Source organism: Martelella sp. FLE1502 (assembly GCF_053484255.1).
Map to the genome: position 1 here is coordinate 93,764 of NZ_JBAKFQ010000012.1, position 20,392 is coordinate 114,155.

Here is a 20,392-nt window from a genome sequence, read left to right on the forward strand (position 1 = left end):
CAGCGCTGAAATTCGGGGATACCTGCGGCGCTTTAGCATGCTGCGCGGGAATTATAAACCGCTGCCTGGAGGGCTTGGCGTTATGTCCACTTATAAGAGATCGTCTCAGTCCAGGCGTTTGAACTGCCAGGCGATGTCGGCGTGTTCGGCGATGTCGGCGGTGATCACGATCTGGTGCGAGGCCCTGGCGCCCGTGCTTGCGGCGAAGAAGACGTCGTCTTCGATTTCAGGCGCAAAGCCCGGGGCGGAAAACAGCCAGCTTTCATTGTCCGGCGCGGTCATGAAGATCGTGTCGGCATCTTCCCGCATCGTCCAGATGGCCGGATGGAGGTGGAAGCGGATGGTGGCGACATGGCCGTCGCGCGCAAGCGGCAGGGCGTCATGCGGGCGGCGAAACCGGTCGATGCCGGACAGCGTGCGTCCGTCCGGCGACAGCGTCAGGCTGCGTTCGCAATAGAGCCGGAAGCGCGACAGATAGCCGTCATGGCGCATGACGAGACGGTCATCGCCGCGCTCGTCCTCATCCCGCTCAACCGCGATATGGCGCAGACCGCCGAAGGCGACGGGGCCGAGAAAATCCGAGCGGGAGAAGCGGATCGAGGAGTGGTCGTCGATCGTGACGGTGGAATGTGCGGCGGTGGCGCGCGCCATGCGGGCCGCATCGCCGCGCGGGGCCGCGGGAACGCCGGCATTGACGATGAAACGGTTCCTGCCGGATGACAGTTCGAAGGCGGTCGCGCCAGCATGGGCGGTCTTCGACAGATGCGCGGAAAGCGGTTTGCCGGCATCGACGATCAGCACGGTTCCGCCGGCCTCCAGTCGCTGGAAACCGGTATGGGGCAGGGCCTTGAAACCGGCGCTGCCGATCTCGTCATAGCGCAGAAGCGCGGAAAGCGCGGTGGAGGGCACCCGGCCCGAGCCGTTGAAGAGCGCAAGCTCGCCATCGCTGTGGCGGAAGAAATTCAGCGCCGCATAGGCCCGGTCGATGCTGGCGAGCAGGCGCTTGGGCAGCGGCTGTTCCAGATTGATATAGGTCTGCCTGAGCGGCAGCAGGCCGAGCAGAAGGCGTAGCAGCGCATCGGGGCAGCGCGAGACATGGCCGCCATCGGGCAGGATCTGACGGGCAAGCTCGTCGTCGAGCCTTTGTCGCGCTTCGGACTTGCGCCGGTCGGAAAGATCGAGGCTGATCGAGGCCATGGCGAGCGTCATGGCCACCTGCAGCTTCAATTCGTCGCGCGCCATGCCGCGATAACGCCGGCGCAGCAAGCGCTCGTGGCTGATGACGGCATCGATGAAACGGCGGTAGAAGGCGGCGTCCGCGCCCTTGAGAATGACGGTGGAATGGCAGAGCCAGGCGTTGAGCCGGGTGGCCACCGTTTCCGTCGCAAAGCTCGGCCCCGTTCGTGTGCGGTGGCGGCGCAGGAAGCTCAGCACCGCAGCGCGGGCGAACTCGTTCGCGCTGCTGTCGCGCTGGGTCCTCAGATGCCTCAGCCAGCCGAAGCCGGACACGATTCGCTCGAAGTTCGGGCTCGGCATTTCACAGGAGAACAGCGGCCGGCCTTCCGTGAGCAGCAGTTCGCCGGCAAAGGCGAAGCGGCCGGAGACGATGTCCTCGCCCTCCAGCGGATCGGCGATGCGCAGGTCGGTGGGGGCCACCAGCAATTGCGGCGTTGCGCCGCCGGGCCAGCGCGGCAATGGCAGCGACAATACGGCCGCCCTGGCACGCCGGAGAGATTCCTCGGCGTACAGAAAGGCATATCGTGCGATTTCCGCGCCCGGAAAAACCAATTTCAGACCCTTTTTGTTTGTTTCGTTCGCCGGAAACCGGCGTGACCCGACCTTACGGGGTAGCGCAAGAGCCTGAACACTTGCTTAACAGGTTGTGCTTTGTCAGTTTTTGCTTACCCGTCTGTGCGTCGGAGTGCGACGGCGTAGAAGCCGTCGAGCCCGGTCTTGCCGTCAAGCATGGCCGCCGGCGTGGTGCGGATCGCGCCGTGGGCATCGAAAAACGGCGCAAGCGCTTCCGGACTTCCGGCCGGGAAGGCCGCGCGCTCGGCGGGCGCGCCATCGGCCAGAAGCCGCTCGACAACGGCCTCGCCCTCCAGCGGATCGAGCGAACAGTTGGAGAAGATCACGATGCCGCCGGGGCGCACCAGACCGAGCGCGCGCCGCGTCATGGCGTATTGCACCTCCGCAAGCTTCTCGATGTCGGAGAAATCCTTGGTCCAGAACACGTCCGGATGCCGGCGCGCGGTGCCGGTGGAAGAGCAGGGGGCATCCAGAAGGGCGGCGTCGAACGGGGCTTCCGGTTGGTACTCCATCATGTCGGCGGCGATCGTTTCGGCGGAAAGCTGCAAGCGGGAAAGGTTCTGCTCCAGCCGCCGGAGCCTGCTCCTGGAGCGCTCCAGCGCGGTCACCTGGCCGCCCTGCATGATCAGTTGCGCCGTCTTGCCGCCGGGAGCGGCGCAGAGATCGAGAACGCGCTGGCCCGAAAGATCGCCGAACAGCGTTGCGGGGATCGCGGCGGCGGCATCCTGCACCCACCATTCACCCTCGGCAAAGCCGTCCATGTCGGAGACTGCGCCCGACGGCGCATCGAGGCGGATTGTGCCGGTGGACAGCACCGTGCCGCCAAGCCGCGCGGCCCAGCCTTCCGGATCGGACTTGACGGTGATATCGATCGTCGGCGGCTGAAGCTGGGCACGGCCGATGGCTGCGGCCTTATCCGCGCCATAGACGGCGGTCAGCCGCTCGGCGAACCAGTCGGGGATCGGGCTCACGGTTTCGAGTTCGTCCAGGATTTTCGCCTTGCGCCGCGTCATGCCGCGCAGAACGGCGTTGACGAGGCCGGCAAAGCGCTTGTTGCGCGGATCGGCATTGGCCTGCTCCACGGCGATATCGACGGCGGAATGATCGGGCACGTCGAGATAAAGGATCTGGGCGGCGGCGATTGCCAGCACATGCGACAGCGCCCGCGCGCCGCCCGGCAGCGGACGGTCGAGCAGCGAGGCGATCGCCTGATCGATCATCGGCTTGTGGCGCAGCGTGGTCAGCACCAGCGCGCGGGTGAGCGCCCGGTCGGCGGGGCTGAGCGCGCGATAGGCGGCATTGCCGTGCTCGGTGTCGATCATGCCATCGAGCGGCGTCTTGCGGTCGACAACGGCTGCGAGGATTTTGGAGGCGGCGGCGCGGGCGGCGTAGCCGGGCTTATCGGTCGGACGGTCCTTTTTCGGGGCCGTCCGCTTCATGTCATCATTCAAGACCAGGGACCTTTGAAGGGCGGTTCATTGCCGTTGCCGGTATTGGGAACCGACTGCGATCTGCGGGTCGCTGTAGCAGGCCGGTAGCCCTGCGTCGAGGTCTGCCCCATGCTTGCGGCCTGATCGCGCAGTGCCGCGATCCGGTTTTCAGTGTTGGGGTGGGTCGAAAACAGATTGTCCATGTTCTGGCCCGAGAGCGGGTTGATGATGAACATATGCGCCGTCGCCGGGTTGCGCTCGGCACGTTCATTGTGGATCGCCTGCGCCCCATGATGGATTTTCTGCAGCGCGGAGGCAAGCGCCATCGGATTGCCGCAGATCTCGCCGCCGCGCCGGTCGGCCGAATATTCGCGGGTGCGGCTGATCGCCATCTGCACAAGTGCTGCCGCCATGGGCGCGACGATCATCATCAGCAGAACGCCGACAATGCCGAGCGGATTGTCGCGCCCGCGCCCGAAGAAGAAGGCGAAATTGGCGAGCATGGAGATCGCGCCGGCAAGGGTCGCGGTAATCGTCATGGTCAGCGTGTCGCGATGCTGGACGTGGGCGAGCTCATGGGCCATCACGCCGGCCAGTTCCTCGCGCGAGAGCATTTTCACGATGCCGGTCGAGGCGGCGACGGCGGCGTGTTGCGGGTTCCTGCCGGTGGCAAAGGCGTTCGGCTGCGGGCTGTCATAGAGATAGACCTTGGGCATGGGCAGGCCGGCGCGGCCGACAAGCTCGCGCACCATGCCGTAATATTCCGGCGCCGTGCGCTCGTCGACCTCCTGGGCGCCGTACATTTTCAGCACCATGCGGTCTGAATTCCAGTAGGAGAAAACGTTCATGGCGGCGGCCACGAGGAAGGCGATCACCATGCCGCTCTGGCCGCCAAGCATATAACCAATGCCCATGAACAGCGCCGTCATCGCGGCAAGCAGCATGGCGGTGCGAACGAAATTCATGTCCAGGTCTCCTGAAGCGACAAAGAGGAACTCTTCAGATTGGTTGAAGCTTGCCCTATAATTGGGGCATGGTCGCGCATATATCAATATTGCGGCGACGCAGGGTTTGATTGACGAGAGACGTGGCATGACAGACGGAAACGACGGCAACAGCAACGAAAACGATATCGCCGGCCTGCCATCGGCAGCCGATCTGGCGGCGCTGACGTCGACGCCGGAAAAGCCCGCCGATGAGCCGGATGCGCAGCACCGCGACCTGCCAGAGGCCGCAAAACGGGCCTTGGCCGAGGCCGAGGAACGCCGCCGCAACGCCGCAAGTGCGGCTGGCAAGCCGGCAACCGAGCTTGGCGGGCGTGGTGGGCTCGACCCGGCCCGTTTCGGGGACTGGGAGATCAAGGGCCGGGCAATCGATTTTTAACTATGGGTAAAAATTCCTATTGATGTGGTCGAAACAAAGGAATAAATTCCTTTGTCATGAATCGCCCCTTTTCCACATGCGCGCTGTTGTGCACCGTTTTCCTGTCGCTGCCGCCTGTCGCTGGCGCCGTCGAGATATTCGCGGGGCCGGTGAGCGCTGAGGTGGTGCGCGTTGTGGATGGCGATACAATCGCAGTCGAGGCGCGGCCCTGGCCGGGGCAGGTGATCGAGACGCTTGTCAGAGTGCGCGGCGTCGATACGCCGGAACTCCGCTCGTCCTGCGGGGCCGAGAAGGAAGCGGCCAATATCGCGAAAGACTATGTGATCTCGCTGCTCAACGAGGGCGACCGGGTGGAGCTGCGCGAGATCGCGGGCGACAAATATTTCGGCCGCGTGGTGGCCGATGTCGGCGTGCCCGAGAAGGGCGATCTCACAACATTGCTGCTGACCGGCGGTTATGGGGTGCCCTATGACGGCGGTCGCAAGACGCCGTTTGTGTGCCCGTCTTCCTGAAGCTCACGCAGCGTCGGCGTGGACGAGGATGTTGAGCAGCAGGCCATCGGGATCGCGCACGAAGAAACGACGCACGCCCCAGGGTTCCTCGGCGGGACCATAGGCGAGGGCAAGGCCCATCGCCTCCGCCCGGGCAAGGACCTCGTCAAGATCATCGACCTCGATGGAAAGATCGGGCACCGGCGTGCCGGAACCGCCTTCGCTCGCGAAGGCGATCTGCACCAGCGCGCGTTCGTCGGATGTCAGGGTAACGATCCAGCCGTGATCCATCACCGCCTTCAGCCCCAGCAATTCCTCATAGAAACGGCGGCGCTCCGTTATCGACTGCGTGGCGATGTTGGCAACGATCCGTTTGACGGTCATGACGCCTCCCTGGCTTTTTCACGGGGCCGGCGATGCGTCCGGGTCAGATCGAGGCCCCCGATTCATCGAAAAAGTGTAATTTTTCCGGCCGGAATTTCAACCCGACCTCCTTTCCGCGCATGCCGGCCTCGATCTCCGCCACGCGCACGATCAGGCGGCCAGCTGTGCCGCAATCGACATAGAGGAAGGTGTCGGAGCCGAGATATTCGTCGATCTCGACTTTGCCGGTGACCTGCCCCTCGCCGGGGGCGACGACGTCGATATGTTCGGGACGGATGCCGAGCGATGCCGGTGTCCCGCCTGTGCCATCCGGCAGGTCGCCGCCGCCATGGCCTTCGATGGCGTACTTCTCGTCGCCGCCGGTACACGGCATGATGTTCATCTTCGGTGACCCTATGAATTGCGCCACGAACAAATTGTCGGGTTTTTCGTAGAGTTCGCGCGGCGTCCCGATCTGCATGATCCTGCCGTCCTTGAGCACCACGATCCGGTCGGCAAGCGTCATCGCCTCCACCTGGTCATGGGTCACGTAGATCATCGTGGTGCCGAGCGTTTCGTGCAGGCGGGCAATCTCGAAGCGCATCTCGACGCGGAGCGCCGCGTCGAGATTGGAGAGCGGCTCGTCGAACAGAAAACCCTTGGGCTCGCGCACGATCGCGCGGCCGATCGCGACCCGCTGACGCTGGCCGCCGGAAAGCGCCTTGGGGCGGCGGTCGAGATAATCGTCGAGTTTGAGGATTTCGGCGGCGCGGCCGACCTTTTGTTCGATTTCCGATTTCGGACTGCCGGCGGTCTTCAGCGAAAAGCCCATATTGTCGCGCACATTCATGTGCGGATAGAGCGCGTAGGATTGGAACACCATGGAAAGCCCGCGCTCCGACGGCAGGCGGTCTGTGACGTCGTCGCCGTCGAGCAGGATGCGGCCGCGGCTGGTCTCCTCGAGCCCGGCGATCATCCGGAGCAGCGTCGATTTTCCGCAGCCCGACGGGCCGACGAAGATGACGAACTCGCCATCGGCAATCTCGAGGTCGATGCCCTTGATGACCTGCAGGTCGCCGAACCATTTTTCCACGTTTTCGAGCTTGATCGCGCCCATATCAGTCTCCTTCCGCCTGCAGCATGTCGTCGCCCATGGCCCAGGCCAGATGGATGGCCGCCGTCCAGGTAAACAGCTTGCCGCCCAGTCCTTCACCCGAAAGCGGGTCGAAATATTCGTAGAAGCCGGATTTTTCCACCGCCTTGCGGGTGTCGGCTCTCAGCCGTTCGGCAAGCGCCGTCTCGCCCTTTTCGGCAAGGCCGAGGCCGATCATGCAGTTGACCACGGACCAGATAGGCCCGCGCCAATAGCGCCGGCTTTCGAACCGCTCGTCGCGCGGGTCCCAGCTTGGGAAACCATAGGTGCAATTGTCGAGGATGGCGGCGATTTCGGCCACCGAGCGCGCCTGCTGTTCGGTGGTGCCAGCATCGGCGTAGAGCGCCATGGCGGAAGCATTGGTGAAGGCTGTCGAGAGCCCGCCGGAGCGCAGGTCCTTGGCCACGAAGCCGCCGACCTCGTCGTTCCAGAAGCTTTCGCAGCCCGCCTTCGAGCGCTTCAGCCACGCCTCGCATTCGTCGCGGATGCCGGGCTCGCCGAATTCACCGGCAAGTTCGGCAAGGTCGCGGTCGCCCCGCATCAGGGCGAACTGGACGCAGGGGTCGACCATGAAGAACGGGCCGTTGCGGGCGATCTCCAGATGATCCCATCGGCATTCATGGCCGAATTTCACGATGGCGAGATAGCGGTTATATTGCTCCGCCGTCGGGCGTTCGGACGGGTTGACATGGGTGATGTCGCGGCGCGGCAGGTCGCCGAGATCCTCCGGCACGGCCACTTGCGCCATGCCGATATCCCAGTCCGGGCAGTTGTCGCGGCCGGATTCCCAAGGGTGGACGATGCCGACCACGCCGGTTTCATCCGGGTCTCGGTATGTGTGGAACCAGCGATGCCACCGGACGAGCTTTTCGAAGAGCGCCTTGGCCCGCGCCCGGTCCATCGCGCCGCCGGTCTTCATCATCGTCAGCATCGCGCTTGCGGCGACCGGCGGCTGGGAATGGCCGGAGGAGGGCGGCGCGGTGTTGGATTTCCACATTTCCGGGCCGGGGAAATAATCCGGGTCGGTCTTGTGGAAAATGATGTGCGGCACCATGCCGTCGGCCCACTGGCCGGAAAACAGCGTTTCGATTTCCTGCCATGCCCGGTCGCGGTCGAAGGTCGCGAAGCCGAGAGCCGCGAACACGGAATCCCACTCCCACTGATAGGGATAGAGCCGGGCGGTGGGCACGGTGTAACCGCCGCGGTCGTTCATGCGGAGGATGTCGATGGCCTGTTGTTTCAGCGAGCTATGCATGCTCATCCTTTCACGCTGCCGGCCGTCAGCCCGGCCACCAGGAAGCGTTCGAACCAGAGGAACACGAACAGCACCGGCACGGTGGCGATCACCGCGCCCGCCATCAGATGCTGGCGCGGGACCTCCGAGGAATTGAGCGAGACAACGCCGCGCGAGAGCGTGAACATGTTGATGTCGTCGAGGAACATGAAAGCGAACAGGAACTCGTTCCAGGCGATCATGAAGACGTAAAGCGCGACGGAGGCGAGCGCTGGCAGGGCAAGCGGCAGGGTGATCTTGAGGATCACGCCCGGGCGCTTCAGCCCGTCCATCAGGCCCGCCTCCTCCAGTTCGGAGGGCAGGCCCCGGAAATAGCCCTGCAGCATGTAGAGCGCGACCGGAATGGTGGTGGCCGGATAGACGATCATCAGCCCGAACAGCGAGTTTCTGAGGCCGATCTGCGAAAAGGCCGAATAGAGCGGGATCACCAGCACGATCGCCGGCACCATGTAGATCAGCAGGATAGAGCGGGACAGGAAGTTCTGTCCGGGAAAGCGCAGCCGCGCCACCGCATAGGCGCCGGGCACGGCGAAGACCAGCGTGATCACCACGGTGGCGACAGAGACGATCGCCGAATTCATCAGGAACGTGCCGAAGTGATAGGTGGTGAACAGCTCGATATAGGAGCTGAACAGGCCGGAAAGCCCTTGCGACAAGTCGATGGAAAGGTCGAGCGGATTGGAGACCAGCGATTGCTGGCTCTTGAAGCTCGTCATCACCATTACATAGAAGGGCAGGGCCACGACGATGGTGAACAGCGTCAGCCCGAGGCCCTTCATGAACCGCAGGAACACGACTTCGAGGTGATAGCGGCCGATATTGCCGGCCGGCTGATCATGAAGCGCCGCCACGATCGACCAGCACAAGGCGGCGATGAAGGCGACAAGCGCGATCAACTGATAGAGCGTGGAGTAGAGCAGCGACAGGCCGAAGGGCTCGCCGAAGGTCACGATCATCAGCACCGCGAAGATGGCGATGGCCACGATCGCCTTAAGCCGTGTGCCGCGCGCCTTCGGCCGGTCGCGGGTCTTCACCGGCGATAGTATGTAGATCGCTGCGGCCACCGCGCCTGCAAGGGCGGCCACCCATACCTGCGGCGCGCTCGCCTCGCCGGCAAACAGCGTGTAGATCAGGCCGATGACGACCATCCAGACCGCGCCCCAGAAGGCACCGAGCAGGATGGCCGCGATGAAACCGGTTCCGATACGCATCATCCCTCGTCCTGCGGTGAGAATTTGAAGAACAGCAGCGCGAACGCCAGAAGCACGACGAACACCACGACCGCGACCGCAGCGCCCGCGCCGAGATTGGAAACCGCAAAGGCCTGCTCATAGACATCGACGGTCAGCGTGCGCGTGCCGGCAGCACCACCCGTCAGAAGGAAGATGTCGTCGAACTTGTTGAAGGTCCAGATGAAGCGCAGCAGGAACAGCACCGCCAGAATGCCGACGAGCTGCGGCAGAGAGATGTACCAGAACTGCTGCAGCGGCGTCGCGCCGTCGATCTCGGCCGCCTCGTAGACATCGGTGGAAAGCGCCTGCATGCGCGCCAGGATGAACAGGAAGGACAGCGGGAAATAGCGCCAGGCCTCGAACGCGATCACCGTCGTCAGCGCCACCGGGAAATTGAAGGTGAGGCCGAACACAGAGATCGGGATATCGCGCTGGCCGAAGAAATCCACCGGCGCGCCGATCATGCCGGAGCGCACCAGAAGCGCGTTGAGCGTGCCCGAATAGGGGTCGAGCAGAATGACCCAGGTGAAGGCGACGGCAATGACGGGCGCGACATAGGGAAACAGGAACAGGCCGCGCAGCGCCGTACGCCCGCGGAAGCTCTGGTTCAGAAGCTGTGCTGCGAACAGGCCCAGCACCAACGCGCTCGCCGTGCCGAACACGGTGTAATAGAAGGTGACCCGCAGCACCTTCCAGAAATCCTGCGAGGAAAAGATGCGCGCGAAATTGTCGAGCGTGAACTCGAAATTGGTCAGGATGTTTTCCGCGCTGCCGAAGGCTGCCGGGTCGCTGTCGCGCGGGCTGACGGGCGTTTGAAGATAGGCGGTGTCGGCGATCACTTGCAGGCGGATGCTGTCGCGGAATTTGGGCGGCAGGTCACCGAGCGTGCAGCTCACCTGCCGGCCCTCGACCACGCAGCGCTCATCGACGCCGGTTACCGTCAGGCCATCGGGCACGATGTCGACGAAGCCAGCCTCATAGATCGAGGCATCCTGCGAGGTGTTACGGAGGCGATATTCGAGTTCGACCGCATCGCCGGCGTTTTCGATATCGCCGCGAATGCGCTCGTTGATGTTGAGCTGCGGCGGGCGCAGGTCGGAAAGCTGGACCGGCTTGAACGAGATCCAGAAATTGGCGATCAGCGGCATCAGCACGACCGCGAGCACGATCAGGAAGGTCGGCGCCAGCATGGAATAAGCAAAGCGCATCTCGCGCCTGGCCATGCGGCCTATGGTCTTGGGCGGCCCCTTCAGCGTCGTTTCGGTTGTGTCTGTCATGCGATCGTTTCCGGCCTGGAGACTGTTCGCGCGTCCGGCGGGGACGGGCTGCAGGATCGGCCGGGCGGTTCAGAAGACCCGCCCGGCGGTTTTCCCGAAAGGGCAATCAGTTGATTGCGCCAAGCTCCGTGTTGAGCCTTTCGACGGCCTGCTGACCATCGATCTCGCCGTCGATATACTGGCGCACGACCTGATTGATGATCTGGCTGTTGATCATCTTGGAGGCGAGCGCGAGCTGGCCTTCTTTCACGCCCCAGCGATTGGCGGTTTCAAGGCCGGTCACGATCTTGTCCACCGTCGCTTCCGGGTAGAGATCGGCAAGCGGGGCCTTGCGGTCGACGCCGACAGGCAGAGTCGCCCATTCTTCGACGAATTCCGTAGGCGCGTCCGCCGTGCCGCGACGAACCGGGAACTTGCCCTCCGGCGCCATCGACAGCGTGCTCATATAGCCCTCATCCATCGAGAACTTGATGAAGTCGGCGGCGACATCGATATTGGCGTCCGCGGTCACGCCGAGATAGCGGATATCGGCCCAGGCCGCGCCATCCGGATTGGAGGGGCCGGAGAAGGTGGTGACGACGTCGGTCTTTTGGGCAAGTTCGGTGGAGGTCGGATCGTCATTGATGGTCGGCGGCGCGCTGTCGCGCAGGCCGGCGAGTTCATCGAGAATGAAGGGCGACCAGATGATCATCGCCGCCTTGCCGTCGAAATAGAGCGAGCGCGACTGATCCCAGTAGAGTTCGCCGGCGGGAGAGGCATCGGCCAGCGTCTTGTAGAATTCCAGAACCTCGATCGTCTTCGCCTCATCCAGCGGCTTGAAGCCGTTCTCATCGACCGGCGTCACGCCGTTGGCGAGGAAGACATGCTCCAGAACCTGGCTCATGAAGTTCTCGTCGATCTTGGTGGCGGCGACAAAGCCGTACATATCCGGCGGATTGTGCAGTGCCTCGATCGCGGTTGCGATGTTTTCGTAGGAATCCGGCGCGGCAAGGCCGTTCTCGTCGAACAGATCCTTGCGGTAGATGATCATCTGGGTCCAGCCATCCACCGGCACGGCGGCAGTCATGCCCTCGAACTGCGCCATCTCGATCGCGCCGGGCGCGAAGGTGTCGATGCCCAGATCATTGACGATTTCGTCGTTGATCTCGACGTCCAGAATGCCGGCTTCGGCCCAGGGCAGGACATATTGCACGGTGTGGTAGATCACATCGGGAAGATCGCCTGCGGCGAAGGCTGCGGTGGCGCGGGTGCCGAGATCGGTCTCGGTCACCGGTATGACCTGAACCTCGTTGCCGGTTGCTTCCTTGAAAGCGTCCGCGATTTCCTGCTGCTTGGCAAGGCGCTCCGGCTGCTCCTCCGTGGTCCAGAAGCGGATCGTGTCCGCCTGCGCCATGGTCGCGGTGCTGGCGGTCAGCGCCAGAGCGGCGGTCAGTTTGCTCAAAGTCGACATGTCAGTCCTCCCTCATTTTCAACCGGCGGCTTGCCGGGACCGAACTCCTGCGGGGCAAAAAGGCGATTGACCGGGGCGGCCCCTGTCCCGGTGTCGTTGGCAAAATCCATCAGACGCTTCCCGGAGCACCGGGTCGGCGTTTCGTTTTTCAAAGAAACTATCAGACTTCACCGAAGGTGAAGCACCCTCCCTAACGCGTTGGGCGCGTCTTTTGTTGCACAAAAAATACGCCTGACCGCTTCTTAGGCAAAAATGTAGCGCCGAAAACGACACGGGGTCAAGGCGCAGCGGCGTTTCGGCTCTTTGCCACTTTGGTCTGATGGGGCCTGGGGCCGGTGCCCCGCGCGAGGAACAAAGCCACGGGCCGCACGTTGGCTCACTGACTATTCACGCAAAACAGGATTGGGGAACGTTCAATGGTGCAGGGCGCGAGATGGCTAAAACCGCTGGCCCGCACGGGCTATTTTGCCCGGGGCGTAGTCTACACGATCATCGGCTTCTTTGCCATTCTGGCGGCGATCGGCTCCAGCGAGAACAAGGATACCAAGGGCGCGCTGGAGACGCTACTCGGCCAGCCCTTCGGGGCGGTGCTGATCGCGGTGTTGATCATCGGCTTGATGAGCTACGCGGTGTGGCGGTTGTTCCAGTCGGTCATGGATCCTGATGAGCATGGCACCAAGCCGACAGGGCTTGCCGTGCGCGCCGGGCTTCTGGCCAGCGCTTTTACCTATACCGTGCTCGCATTCTACGCGTTATCGCTGATCGCGTTTTCGGGCTCTGGCGGCGAGGGCGGGGGACAGTCGCCGGCGCAATATATTGCCGGCTTCATCGGCTCGCGGCCCGTCTCGCTTGGCCTTGCGGCGATCTTCGCCGGCGTTGCGATCGCCCATTGGGTGAAGGCGTTCAAGCGCAAATACGCCGATCATCTGAAGGCGTCGGAAGAGGTGATGGCTTATGTCCATCCGATCTCGATCGCCGGTCTGATGGCGCGCGGCGCGGTGTTCGCGATCCTGTCGGTCATGCTGGTGTTCCGCGGTCTTACCGCCGACGATTCCTCCGGCACGCCCGGCATCAAGGAGGCGATGGAGTTCATCCAGGGGCTTCCCTTCGGCGCCATCCTGCTCGCCGCCATGGGCGCCGGCGTCATCATGTTCGCCGCCTATTCCTTCGCCGAGGCGATCTGGCGGGAGATCAATATCGAGGATGCGTGAGGCGAGGGGGCTCAGCCCTCAATCGAAAGGGTCGATGAACGGAGCAGAAGGGCACGGGCGTACCGTACCCCCGACGCTCTACTCGCTTTCAAACTCGGTCGGCGCGTTCTCGCTCAGAAGATCGCCGCGGCCGCGAGAGCGGCGCTCCCGTTCCATGCGCCGCTGCAGACCGGCATCGATATCGGTGTTTTGCGGAACAGCCGTTTCCTCTCGGACCTTCTTCTTCGGAGCGGGCTCGACCGGCTTTTCCTCCGCGCCGGTGAAACCGGAAAGCGCCGATTTGAGGTCGTCATCATCGAAGCGCAGGCGATAGATCGGCTCCGGCAGAGAGAAGCCGTTGGACTCGAGCGCCCGTTTCACCAGCCGCATCGCCTCGGATCGCGCCTTCGCCCAGTTTGTGCTGCTCTGGTCGATCCAGCCGACAAAATAGAGCACCACATTGGAATCGCCGAGTTCCTCGATCCAGGCATCGGCTTCCGGGTCATCGAGGATGAAGTCCTGCGCCGCGATGGTTTCAAGCCCGATCTTCAGGGCCATGTCGAGATCGCTGTCGGCGCTGACGCCGAGTTCGAAGGTGAAGCGGCGCTGCGGATTGACGGTGTAATTGGTGATCGCGCTCTTGAAGACGGTGGCGTTGGGAATGCGGATATGGTTGCCGTCAACTTCCATCAGAATGGTGGCGCGCGAGGTCAGGCTGATGACGAACCCCTCGAAGGCGTCGATTTTCACAAGGTCCTTGGGCCGGAATGGTTGGCGGATGGAGAGCAGGATACTGGCGATATAATTCTCCACCGTATCACGCACTGCGAAACCGACGGCCAAACCGACGATGCCGGCGGCGCCCAGGAGCGTGCCGAGCAGCGCGGTTGCGCCCAGAATATCGAGCGCCAGAACGCCGCCGATCACGAAGAACACGATCCGGACCACCTGGCGCAGAAGATCGGCTATGAAGGCGTTCGGCGCGATCCGCGACCACGGCCAGCTTCGCGAGGCAAGATAGAGGCCGAAAACGATGACGACGACGCAGACGACGAAGGCCACCAGCAGCAGCGGCAGGTAGCTCAGCGCCTGGGCGGCCCGGTCTTCCAGCCTGTCATAGACCGGCTCCAGCCGTTCGCCGAGCGAGGTTTCGACCATGATCCGGCCATTGACGGCGACGACGCCGTTAAGGCTGCCGGCAAGCTCTCTGGCGCGGCTTGCAAGCTGCGCCTCCTGCACCTCGCCGCCGAGCGTGACAACGCCGTAATGCACGGAAACGTCGACCGCCGACAGTCCTTCGATCTGGCTGAAAATGCCCTCAAGCCGGTTCCGGATCGCGGTGTCCGCAGCGGCATCGGCATCGTCCGGCACAGTCCGCGCGCTCTCGTGCTGCGTGGGCTCTTCCGTCAATTGGGCGAGAGAGGGAGACGCCGGCGAGAGCAGGATGAGGGCGGCGACGGCGATGCATCCAAGAATCCTGTTGCATCGCGCTGTCTGTTCGCCAGCGCCTGAACCGGCGCAAAACGACAAAATCCCGCGGGCGCGCCGCAGGAGGGTAGGAAAAAGGGCCCTCTGCGGGCCCTTTCTTATGGTGATGGCTTCCATACTTACGGCTGCGTGCGGCGGAAGAACGGGCCGCGGAAGGCCGAGATCGCAATGCCTTCGTCGCGGTGGTTGCCGCCGGCAAGGGCCGCGAACCACGCGCCTGCCGCGGCAAGAACAGCGCCGGCGCCTGCCGCGAAGGCGGTGATCGTGGAGGCGGACTGCATCAGCTGCATCATTTCCGCGCTCACTTCCGGATCCGCTGCGGCGGGAGCCATGGCTGACGAGACCGCCGCCGAAAATCCGGCCGCAAGGCCCGTCGCTACGGTGGCGAGCGCCCAGACGACGATACCGTGAATGCCGTCGCGGAATTCACTCTCGTCTTCCGTGCCGTCGCCGAAATGCGAGCGCATCCGGCCTGCAACATAGCCGCCGGCGCTGGCGCTGGCGAAGGGGATGAGAACCAGCCACAGGCCCACCAGGAAGATGCCCCATGTGAGGCCGTCTTCGAGCGTCGGGTCGGCGGTTGCGATGCCGATGCCGGCGCCGAACTGCGTCAGCACCACTGTCAGCGCGCCGGCAACCACGGAGCCGGCGAATATCGCGCCCCATTCGATGTAAGAGACGCCCGGCCTTGCAGCGGCGGTTGTTACGGGTTTGTGATCGATATCACTCATGGTTACGCCAGACCCAGAACGGACAGGATGAACATGACGACCACGATCAGACCGACGAGATAAATAATACCACTCATTTTTCTGCTCCGATTGAAATTGATATCCGGTAAAACGGCTTGACGCCGCGAACGTTCCGCAACCGGCCTGTTTTTTCAGGTCCGCGCGCCAAACGCGGGTCGTGGCTGTGTCCGGCAACGGCCTTTTTCGAAGGGAGAAAGTCGGAAATCTGCACGTTGCCCGTGGACCGGGGCGGAGAGTTTCGCCACTTTGCGGCTGAGGAAAGCTCTATCGGGAGAAGAATGAAATGTCGCATCGCCGCCTGCGTTCACAAGACTGGTTCGACAATCCGGACCATGCGGATATGACCGCGCTCTATCTCGAGCGGTTCATGAACTATGGCACCACGCCGGAGGAGCTGCGCTCTGGCCGGCCGATCATCGGCATTGCCCAGAGCGGCAGCGACATCAATCCCTGCAACCGTCACCATCTCGACCTCGCGCGCCGGGTTCGCGACGGCATTCGCGATGCCGGCGGTATTCCGATCGAGTTTCCCTCGCATCCGCTGTTTGAAAACTGCAAGCGCCCGACGGCGGCGCTCGACCGCAACCTCGCCTATCTCGGCCTCGTGGAGATCCTTTACGGCTATCCGCTGGACGGCGTGGTGCTGACGACGGGCTGCGACAAGACCACGCCTTCGGCGCTGATGGCCGCGGCGACCGTGAACATTCCGGCGATCGTCTATTCCGGCGGCCCGATGCTCGATGGCTGGCATGAAGGCGAGCTTGTCGGCTCCGGCACGGTGATCTGGCGCTCGCGGCGCAAGCTCGCCGCCGGCGAGATCACCCGCGAGGAGTTCCTTGAGGCGGCGCTCGATTCCGCGCCGTCGGTCGGCCATTGCAACACGATGGGCACGGCCTCGACGATGAATGCGCTGGCCGAGGCGCTCGGCATGTCGCTGACCGGCTCGGCGGCGATCCCGGCGGCCTATCGCGAGCGCGGTCAGGTTGGCTATCGCACCGGCCGCCGCGCGGTGGAGCTCGTCAACGAAAATATCCGTCCGCTCGATATCCTGACCCGCCGGGCTTTCCTCAACGCCATCCGCGTCAATGCCGCGATCGGCGGATCGACCAATGCCCAGCCGCATCTGGCCGCAATCGCCCGCCACGCCGGCGTCGAGCTGAAGCCGGAGGACTGGCAGGAGCATGGCTATGACATACCGCTGCTTGCCAATGTCCAGCCGGCCGGCAAGTATCTCGGCGAACGCTTCCATCGCGCCGGCGGCGTGCCCGCGATCATGTGGGAACTGCTGAAGGCCGGCAGGCTCGATGGCGATGCGCCGACAGTTACCGGCGCGACCATGGCCGATAATCTTGAAGGGCGCGAGGCGGTGGATCGCGAGGTGATCCTGCCTTACGACAAGCCGATGCAGGAGCGCGCGGGTTTTCTGGTGATGAAGGGCAATCTCTTCGATTTCGCGATCATGAAGATGAGCGTGATATCCGATGCATTCCGAGAGCGCTATCTCATGGAGCCCGGCCATGAGGGCGTGTTCGAGGGCAAGGCGGTGATCTTCGACGGCTCGGAAGACTATCACGCGCGGATCAATGATCCGGCGCTTGATATCGACGAGCGCACGATCCTGGTGATCCGCGGCGCCGGGCCGCTGGGCTGGCCGGGTTCCGCCGAGGTGGTGAACATGCAGCCGCCGGATCATCTGATCCGGAAGGGCATCACCAGCCTGCCGACAATCGGCGACGGCCGCCAGTCTGGGACGGCGGACAGCCCGTCCATCCTCAACGCAGCGCCGGAGAGCGCTGCCGGCGGCGGCCTCGCCTTCCTGCGCGATGGCGACACGATCCGCATCGATTTCAATCAGGGGCGCTGCGACATGCTGGTCGACGACGCTGAAATCGAGAGACGCAAGACCGAGGGTCTGCCGAAGGTGCCGGACGACGCGACGCCGTGGCAGCGGCTCTACCGCCAGACGGTGACGCAGCTTTCCGACGGCGGCACGATCGCGTGCGCCGAGGAATTTCGCGATATCGCCCGCCGCCCGCCGCGCCACAATCATTGACATTTCGCGCTGAAAACCGCCGGCGGGTTAAAAAACGGTCATGAATACGGTATCTTTAGAAATTGCGGATACAGCTATTGACAATCGCGCTGTTGCCTTTTTCTCGACAGTGCAGCGTATTGGCTCGACCGCGCGGGCGATGCGGTTGAATCAAAACCGTCAGAGTGTGTTTTCCGGGCGCGAAAATGCCCCGGACGTCAGACCCAAAGGAGGGTCATGTGGTACGAGTAAGCGTGTTTGGCATCGGCTATACCGGCACCGTTTCAGCGGCCTGCCTCGCCGAGCAGGGTCATCAGGTGGTCGCAGTCGATATCGATCCCGCCAAGGTCGCCTCCATCAACGCCGGGCGTACGCCGATCGTCGAGGAACGTCTCGATGAGCTGGTCTCGACCAATCATGCCGCCGGCAGGCTTTCGGCGACCACGGATATCGCCGAAGCCATCCTGAACACCGACGTCTCGATCGTTTGTGTCGGCACGCCCGGCGAGGAAACGGGGGCGATCGGGCTCTCCTATGTCACGGCGCTCTGCCGCTCCATCGGCGCGGCGCTGGCTGAAAGGAAAGGCCATCACAGCGTCATCCTGCGCTCCACGCTGGTGCCGGGAACGATGGAAAGCGTCTGCGTGCCGGAGCTCGAGCGCGCCTCGGGGCTGAAGGCCGGAACGGATTTCGGCGTCGGTTATTTCCCGGAATTTCTGCGCGAAGGCACCGCTGTCGCGGACTATTTCGAGCCGTGCCTGATCGTCTACGGCGCAATGGACGCGCCGACGATGACGATGCTGCGCGAGCTCAACGCGAGCCTGCCGGGCGAACATCATGCCGTCGACATGAAGACCGCGGAGATGATCAAATACACCAGCAACAGCTGGCGTGCGACCAAGATCACCTTCGCCAACGAAATCGGCAATATCGCCAAGAGCGTCGGCGTCGACGGCCAGGCGGTGATGAAGATCCTGTGCTCGGACGATAAGGTGGCGATGTCGCCCTATTTCCTGCGCCCGGGCTTCTCCTTTGGCGGCTCGTGCCTGCCGAAGGACCTGCGCGCTCTGCGCTTCCTCGCCAATTCCCAAGATGTGGCCGCGCCGCTGCTTCAAGGCGTGCTGGAGGCCAACGAGAACCAGATCGCCCGCGCCGAGGCGCTGGTGAAGACCTTCGAGGGGCGCACGGTCGGCATGGTCGGCATCAGTTTCAAGCCGGGCACGGATGATCTGCGCGAAAGCCCGCTCGCGGCGCTCGCCAGCCGACTTCTGGATGGCGGCTACGAGGTGAAAATCTACGATCCCTCCGTCAAGGCCGCTTATGACGAGGGCATGAGCGGGGCAGGCCGCGGCAATGACAGGATCGGCGATCTGCCGGAAAGGCTCGTCGCTGATTTGAAAGACCTGATAGCGTTGTCAGACATCCTTGTGGTCGGCCATCGCTACAAGGAGGCCGTCGAGCCGCTCGCCGCGCTGATCGGCAACAAGCCGATGGTCGATCTCGCCCGCATCGCGCCGGGCGTGGTCACGGGCCATGCCTATGAGGGGATCTGCTGGTAGGAACGGGATGCTCTATCATATCCTCTACATATGCACGGCCGTGAATATCGCATTGTTCGCAGCGCCGAACGTTGTCGGCAAGTCCGGCACGCTCGCGCTGACGATCGGGGTGCTCGGCATCTGGCGCTATTCCTGGGGGATATTGAATTTCATCCGCGCGAAATACTACATGCATTTCGCGTTTCCGCGCCGCCGCAAGCGGGCCGAGGCGCTCTATGCCGCGCAGACCTATCGGGCGCACGCCTTCTTCCTGGTGACTACCTACAAGATCGATCCGGCGATCACTGCGCCGGTCTATCGCTCGATCTTCGATGCGGCGCGAAACTCCGAGGGCGGGGCGACGATTGTCGCCTCCGTCGTCGATGCAAGCGATATCCGCCTGATCAAGGCCGTCTTCGCCGGCTCCGATGCAAGCCGCTGCGGCACGGTTTCGCTGGTCTTCGACCGCATTGCCGGCACCGGCAAGCGTGATGCGCTGGCGACATCGCTGCGCACCATCACCCGTCACAACCCGACCCGCGACGACATGATCTTCCTTGTCGATGGCGACACACGGGTTCCGCCCTCCCTGGTGGCCAAGTCGGCCCCCTTCTTCACCGACGAGAAGATGGGTGCGCTCACCTCCGACGAGGTTTCCGATGCGACCGGCGGCCGGCTGTTTCAGGACTGGTTCCACCTGCGCTTCGCCCAGCGCCAGCTCATGATGAGCTCGATGGGCCTCAGCGAGCGCGTGCTGACCCTGACGGGGCGCATGTCGGTGTTTCGCGGCGACCTTGCGACCCAGCCCGGCTTCATCAGCGGCGTGCAGCACGATTTCATCGATCACTGGCGCTTCGGCCGGGTGAATTTCCTGACCGGCGACGACAAGTCGACCTGGTTCTGGCTTCTGAAGCACGGCTACAAGATGGGCTATCTGCCCGATGTGAAAACCGTTTCGGTCGAAACCCAGCCGCGCGACAGCTTCTACGATTCCGCGATCGTGCTGATGCGGCGTTGGTTCGGCAACACGCTGCGCACCAGCAACCGGGCGCTCGCTCTGCCAGCGAGCCGGATCGGCTATTTCACCTGGTGGTCGATCCTGGACCAGCGCATGTCGATGTGGACGACGCTCGCCGGGCCCTGCGGCATGATTCTGGCGGCCTATGTCTTCAACCCCTACGTCTTCCTCGCCTATCTCGCCTGGGTCATGGCATCGCGCTACGTGATGTGCACGATGATCTCGACTTTCCGGGCCGGCGGGTTTCCGGTCACCTACCCATTCCTTCTCTATTTCGGCCAGATCGGCGGGGCGCTGGTCAAGACATATGTGCTGTTTCGCCTGGACCGGCAGAAATGGACCCGACAGAACACAGCAACCGGAACGGCCCGGCAGAAGAAGGGCATTCTCGGATCCGACGGATTTTCTTTGTATCTTCACGCGCTCGCAGTAGCATGGCTGATACTGGGCATGATCTGGTTCGTCGATATTTCGGGCGCTTAGGAGCTTCGC

General features: G+C 63.4%; 17 protein-coding genes. 6 read left to right on the forward strand and 11 right to left on the reverse strand.

All coding sequences use genetic code 11. The features are described 5' to 3' along the window. Positions 1-105 precede the first annotated feature (105 nt). From V6767_RS12305 to htpX, 3 genes are all read right to left on the reverse strand, one after another. On the reverse strand, positions 106-1,707 hold the full coding sequence (locus V6767_RS12305) for a heparinase II/III family protein (protein ID WP_448473762.1): 1,602 nt from the start codon (positions 1,705-1,707) through the stop codon (positions 106-108). 194 nt (positions 1,708-1,901) lie between these two features. Beyond that, a complete protein-coding gene (locus tag V6767_RS12310) occupies positions 1,902-3,266 on the reverse strand; it encodes an RsmB/NOP family class I SAM-dependent RNA methyltransferase (protein ID WP_448473787.1) in 1,365 nt (454 codons plus the stop codon). Further along, positions 3,257-4,204, reverse strand: a complete 948-nt coding sequence (htpX, locus tag V6767_RS12315; RefSeq protein WP_448473763.1) for a zinc metalloprotease HtpX — start codon at positions 4,202-4,204, stop codon at positions 3,257-3,259. The genes V6767_RS12310 and htpX overlap by 10 nt, the downstream gene beginning before the upstream one ends. Before the next feature lie 175 nt (positions 4,205-4,379). Here htpX and V6767_RS12320 point away from each other — a divergent pair, with 175 nt between their 5' ends. Together V6767_RS12320 and V6767_RS12325 are read left to right on the forward strand one after the other, a co-directional pair. Then, on the forward strand, positions 4,380-4,622 hold the full coding sequence (locus tag V6767_RS12320) for a DUF1674 domain-containing protein (RefSeq protein WP_448473788.1): 243 nt from the start codon (positions 4,380-4,382) through the stop codon (positions 4,620-4,622). A gap of 56 nt (positions 4,623-4,678) precedes the next feature. Further along, positions 4,679-5,134: a thermonuclease family protein gene (locus V6767_RS12325; RefSeq protein WP_448473764.1), complete on the forward strand. Its 456-nt coding sequence runs from the start codon at positions 4,679-4,681 to the stop codon at positions 5,132-5,134. A gap of 3 nt (positions 5,135-5,137) precedes the next feature. On the opposite strand, the gene V6767_RS12330 is transcribed toward V6767_RS12325, so the two are convergent. The 6 genes from V6767_RS12330 to V6767_RS12355 form a co-directional block, all read right to left on the reverse strand. Next, positions 5,138-5,497: a VOC family protein gene (locus V6767_RS12330; protein ID WP_448473765.1), complete on the reverse strand. Its 360-nt coding sequence runs from the start codon at positions 5,495-5,497 to the stop codon at positions 5,138-5,140. A 43-nt stretch (positions 5,498-5,540) separates the two neighbouring features. Next, on the reverse strand, positions 5,541-6,593 hold the full coding sequence (locus tag V6767_RS12335) for an ABC transporter ATP-binding protein (protein WP_448473766.1): 1,053 nt from the start codon (positions 6,591-6,593) through the stop codon (positions 5,541-5,543). 1 nt (position 6,594) lies between these two features. Continuing rightward, positions 6,595-7,890: an MGH1-like glycoside hydrolase domain-containing protein gene (locus V6767_RS12340; RefSeq protein ID WP_448473767.1), complete on the reverse strand. Its 1,296-nt coding sequence runs from the start codon at positions 7,888-7,890 to the stop codon at positions 6,595-6,597. Next, entirely contained in the window at positions 7,887-9,134 is a 1,248-nt protein-coding gene (locus V6767_RS12345) for a carbohydrate ABC transporter permease (RefSeq protein WP_448473768.1), read from the reverse strand. The genes V6767_RS12340 and V6767_RS12345 overlap by 4 nt, the downstream gene beginning before the upstream one ends. Next, the gene (locus V6767_RS12350; RefSeq protein WP_448473769.1) at positions 9,134-10,432 is read right to left on the reverse strand and encodes a carbohydrate ABC transporter permease; all 1,299 of its coding nucleotides are present in this window, start codon (positions 10,430-10,432) and stop codon (positions 9,134-9,136) included. Before V6767_RS12350 ends, V6767_RS12345 begins: the two co-directional genes overlap by 1 nt. A gap of 106 nt (positions 10,433-10,538) precedes the next feature. Then, a complete protein-coding gene (locus V6767_RS12355; RefSeq protein WP_448473770.1) occupies positions 10,539-11,882 on the reverse strand; it encodes an ABC transporter substrate-binding protein in 1,344 nt (447 codons plus the stop codon). A 416-nt stretch (positions 11,883-12,298) separates the two neighbouring features. On the opposite strand from V6767_RS12355, the gene V6767_RS12360 reads away from it, so the two are divergent. After that, positions 12,299-13,093: a DUF1206 domain-containing protein gene (locus tag V6767_RS12360; RefSeq protein WP_448473771.1), complete on the forward strand. Its 795-nt coding sequence runs from the start codon at positions 12,299-12,301 to the stop codon at positions 13,091-13,093. A 78-nt stretch (positions 13,094-13,171) separates the two neighbouring features. Here V6767_RS12360 and V6767_RS12365 read toward each other — a convergent pair whose 3' ends face one another. Together V6767_RS12365 and V6767_RS12370 are read right to left on the reverse strand one after the other, a co-directional pair. Then, positions 13,172-14,443 carry a mechanosensitive ion channel domain-containing protein gene (locus V6767_RS12365; RefSeq protein WP_448473772.1) on the reverse strand — a complete coding sequence of 424 codons (1,272 nt, stop codon included), beginning with the start codon at positions 14,441-14,443 and terminating at the stop codon, positions 13,172-13,174. 236 nt (positions 14,444-14,679) lie between these two features. Next, positions 14,680-15,291 carry a hypothetical protein gene (locus V6767_RS12370; protein ID WP_448473773.1) on the reverse strand — a complete coding sequence of 204 codons (612 nt, stop codon included), beginning with the start codon at positions 15,289-15,291 and terminating at the stop codon, positions 14,680-14,682. Positions 15,292-15,595: 304 nt separating this feature from the next. Between V6767_RS12370 and V6767_RS12375 the strand changes: the two genes are divergently transcribed. The 3 genes from V6767_RS12375 to V6767_RS12385 all read left to right on the forward strand — a co-directional run bounded on the left by V6767_RS12375 (position 15,596) and on the right by V6767_RS12385 (position 20,383). After that, the gene (locus V6767_RS12375) at positions 15,596-17,365 is read left to right on the forward strand and encodes an IlvD/Edd family dehydratase (protein WP_448473774.1); all 1,770 of its coding nucleotides are present in this window, start codon (positions 15,596-15,598) and stop codon (positions 17,363-17,365) included. Between the two features lie 218 nt (positions 17,366-17,583). Then, entirely contained in the window at positions 17,584-18,903 is a 1,320-nt protein-coding gene (locus tag V6767_RS12380) for a UDP-glucose dehydrogenase family protein (RefSeq protein ID WP_448473775.1), read from the forward strand. 7 nt (positions 18,904-18,910) lie between these two features. Then, a complete protein-coding gene (locus V6767_RS12385; RefSeq protein WP_448473776.1) occupies positions 18,911-20,383 on the forward strand; it encodes a glycosyltransferase in 1,473 nt (490 codons plus the stop codon). The last annotated feature ends 9 nt before the right edge of the window (positions 20,384-20,392 follow it).

Excerpts from the sequence above, each read along its gene's own strand:
- htpX (WP_448473763.1), bottom strand. The coding sequence starts at position 4,204 with ATGAATTTCGTTCGCACCGCCATGCTGCTTGCCGCGATGACGGCGCTG.
- V6767_RS12325 (WP_448473764.1), top strand. The coding sequence starts at position 4,679 with ATGAATCGCCCCTTTTCCACATGCGCGCTGTTGTGCACCGTTTTCCTG.
- V6767_RS12330 (WP_448473765.1), bottom strand. The coding sequence starts at position 5,497 with ATGACCGTCAAACGGATCGTTGCCAACATCGCCACGCAGTCGATAACG.
- V6767_RS12335 (WP_448473766.1), bottom strand. The coding sequence starts at position 6,593 with ATGGGCGCGATCAAGCTCGAAAACGTGGAAAAATGGTTCGGCGACCTG.
- V6767_RS12340 (WP_448473767.1), bottom strand. The coding sequence starts at position 7,890 with ATGAGCATGCATAGCTCGCTGAAACAACAGGCCATCGACATCCTCCGC.
- V6767_RS12345 (WP_448473768.1), bottom strand. The coding sequence starts at position 9,134 with ATGCGTATCGGAACCGGTTTCATCGCGGCCATCCTGCTCGGTGCCTTC.
- V6767_RS12350 (WP_448473769.1), bottom strand. The coding sequence starts at position 10,432 with ATGACAGACACAACCGAAACGACGCTGAAGGGGCCGCCCAAGACCATA.
- V6767_RS12355 (WP_448473770.1), bottom strand. The coding sequence starts at position 11,882 with ATGTCGACTTTGAGCAAACTGACCGCCGCTCTGGCGCTGACCGCCAGC.
- V6767_RS12360 (WP_448473771.1), top strand. The coding sequence starts at position 12,299 with ATGGTGCAGGGCGCGAGATGGCTAAAACCGCTGGCCCGCACGGGCTAT.
- V6767_RS12370 (WP_448473773.1), bottom strand. The coding sequence starts at position 15,291 with ATGAGTGATATCGATCACAAACCCGTAACAACCGCCGCTGCAAGGCCG.
- V6767_RS12375 (WP_448473774.1), top strand. The coding sequence starts at position 15,596 with ATGTCGCATCGCCGCCTGCGTTCACAAGACTGGTTCGACAATCCGGAC.
- V6767_RS12385 (WP_448473776.1), top strand. The coding sequence starts at position 18,911 with ATGCTCTATCATATCCTCTACATATGCACGGCCGTGAATATCGCATTG.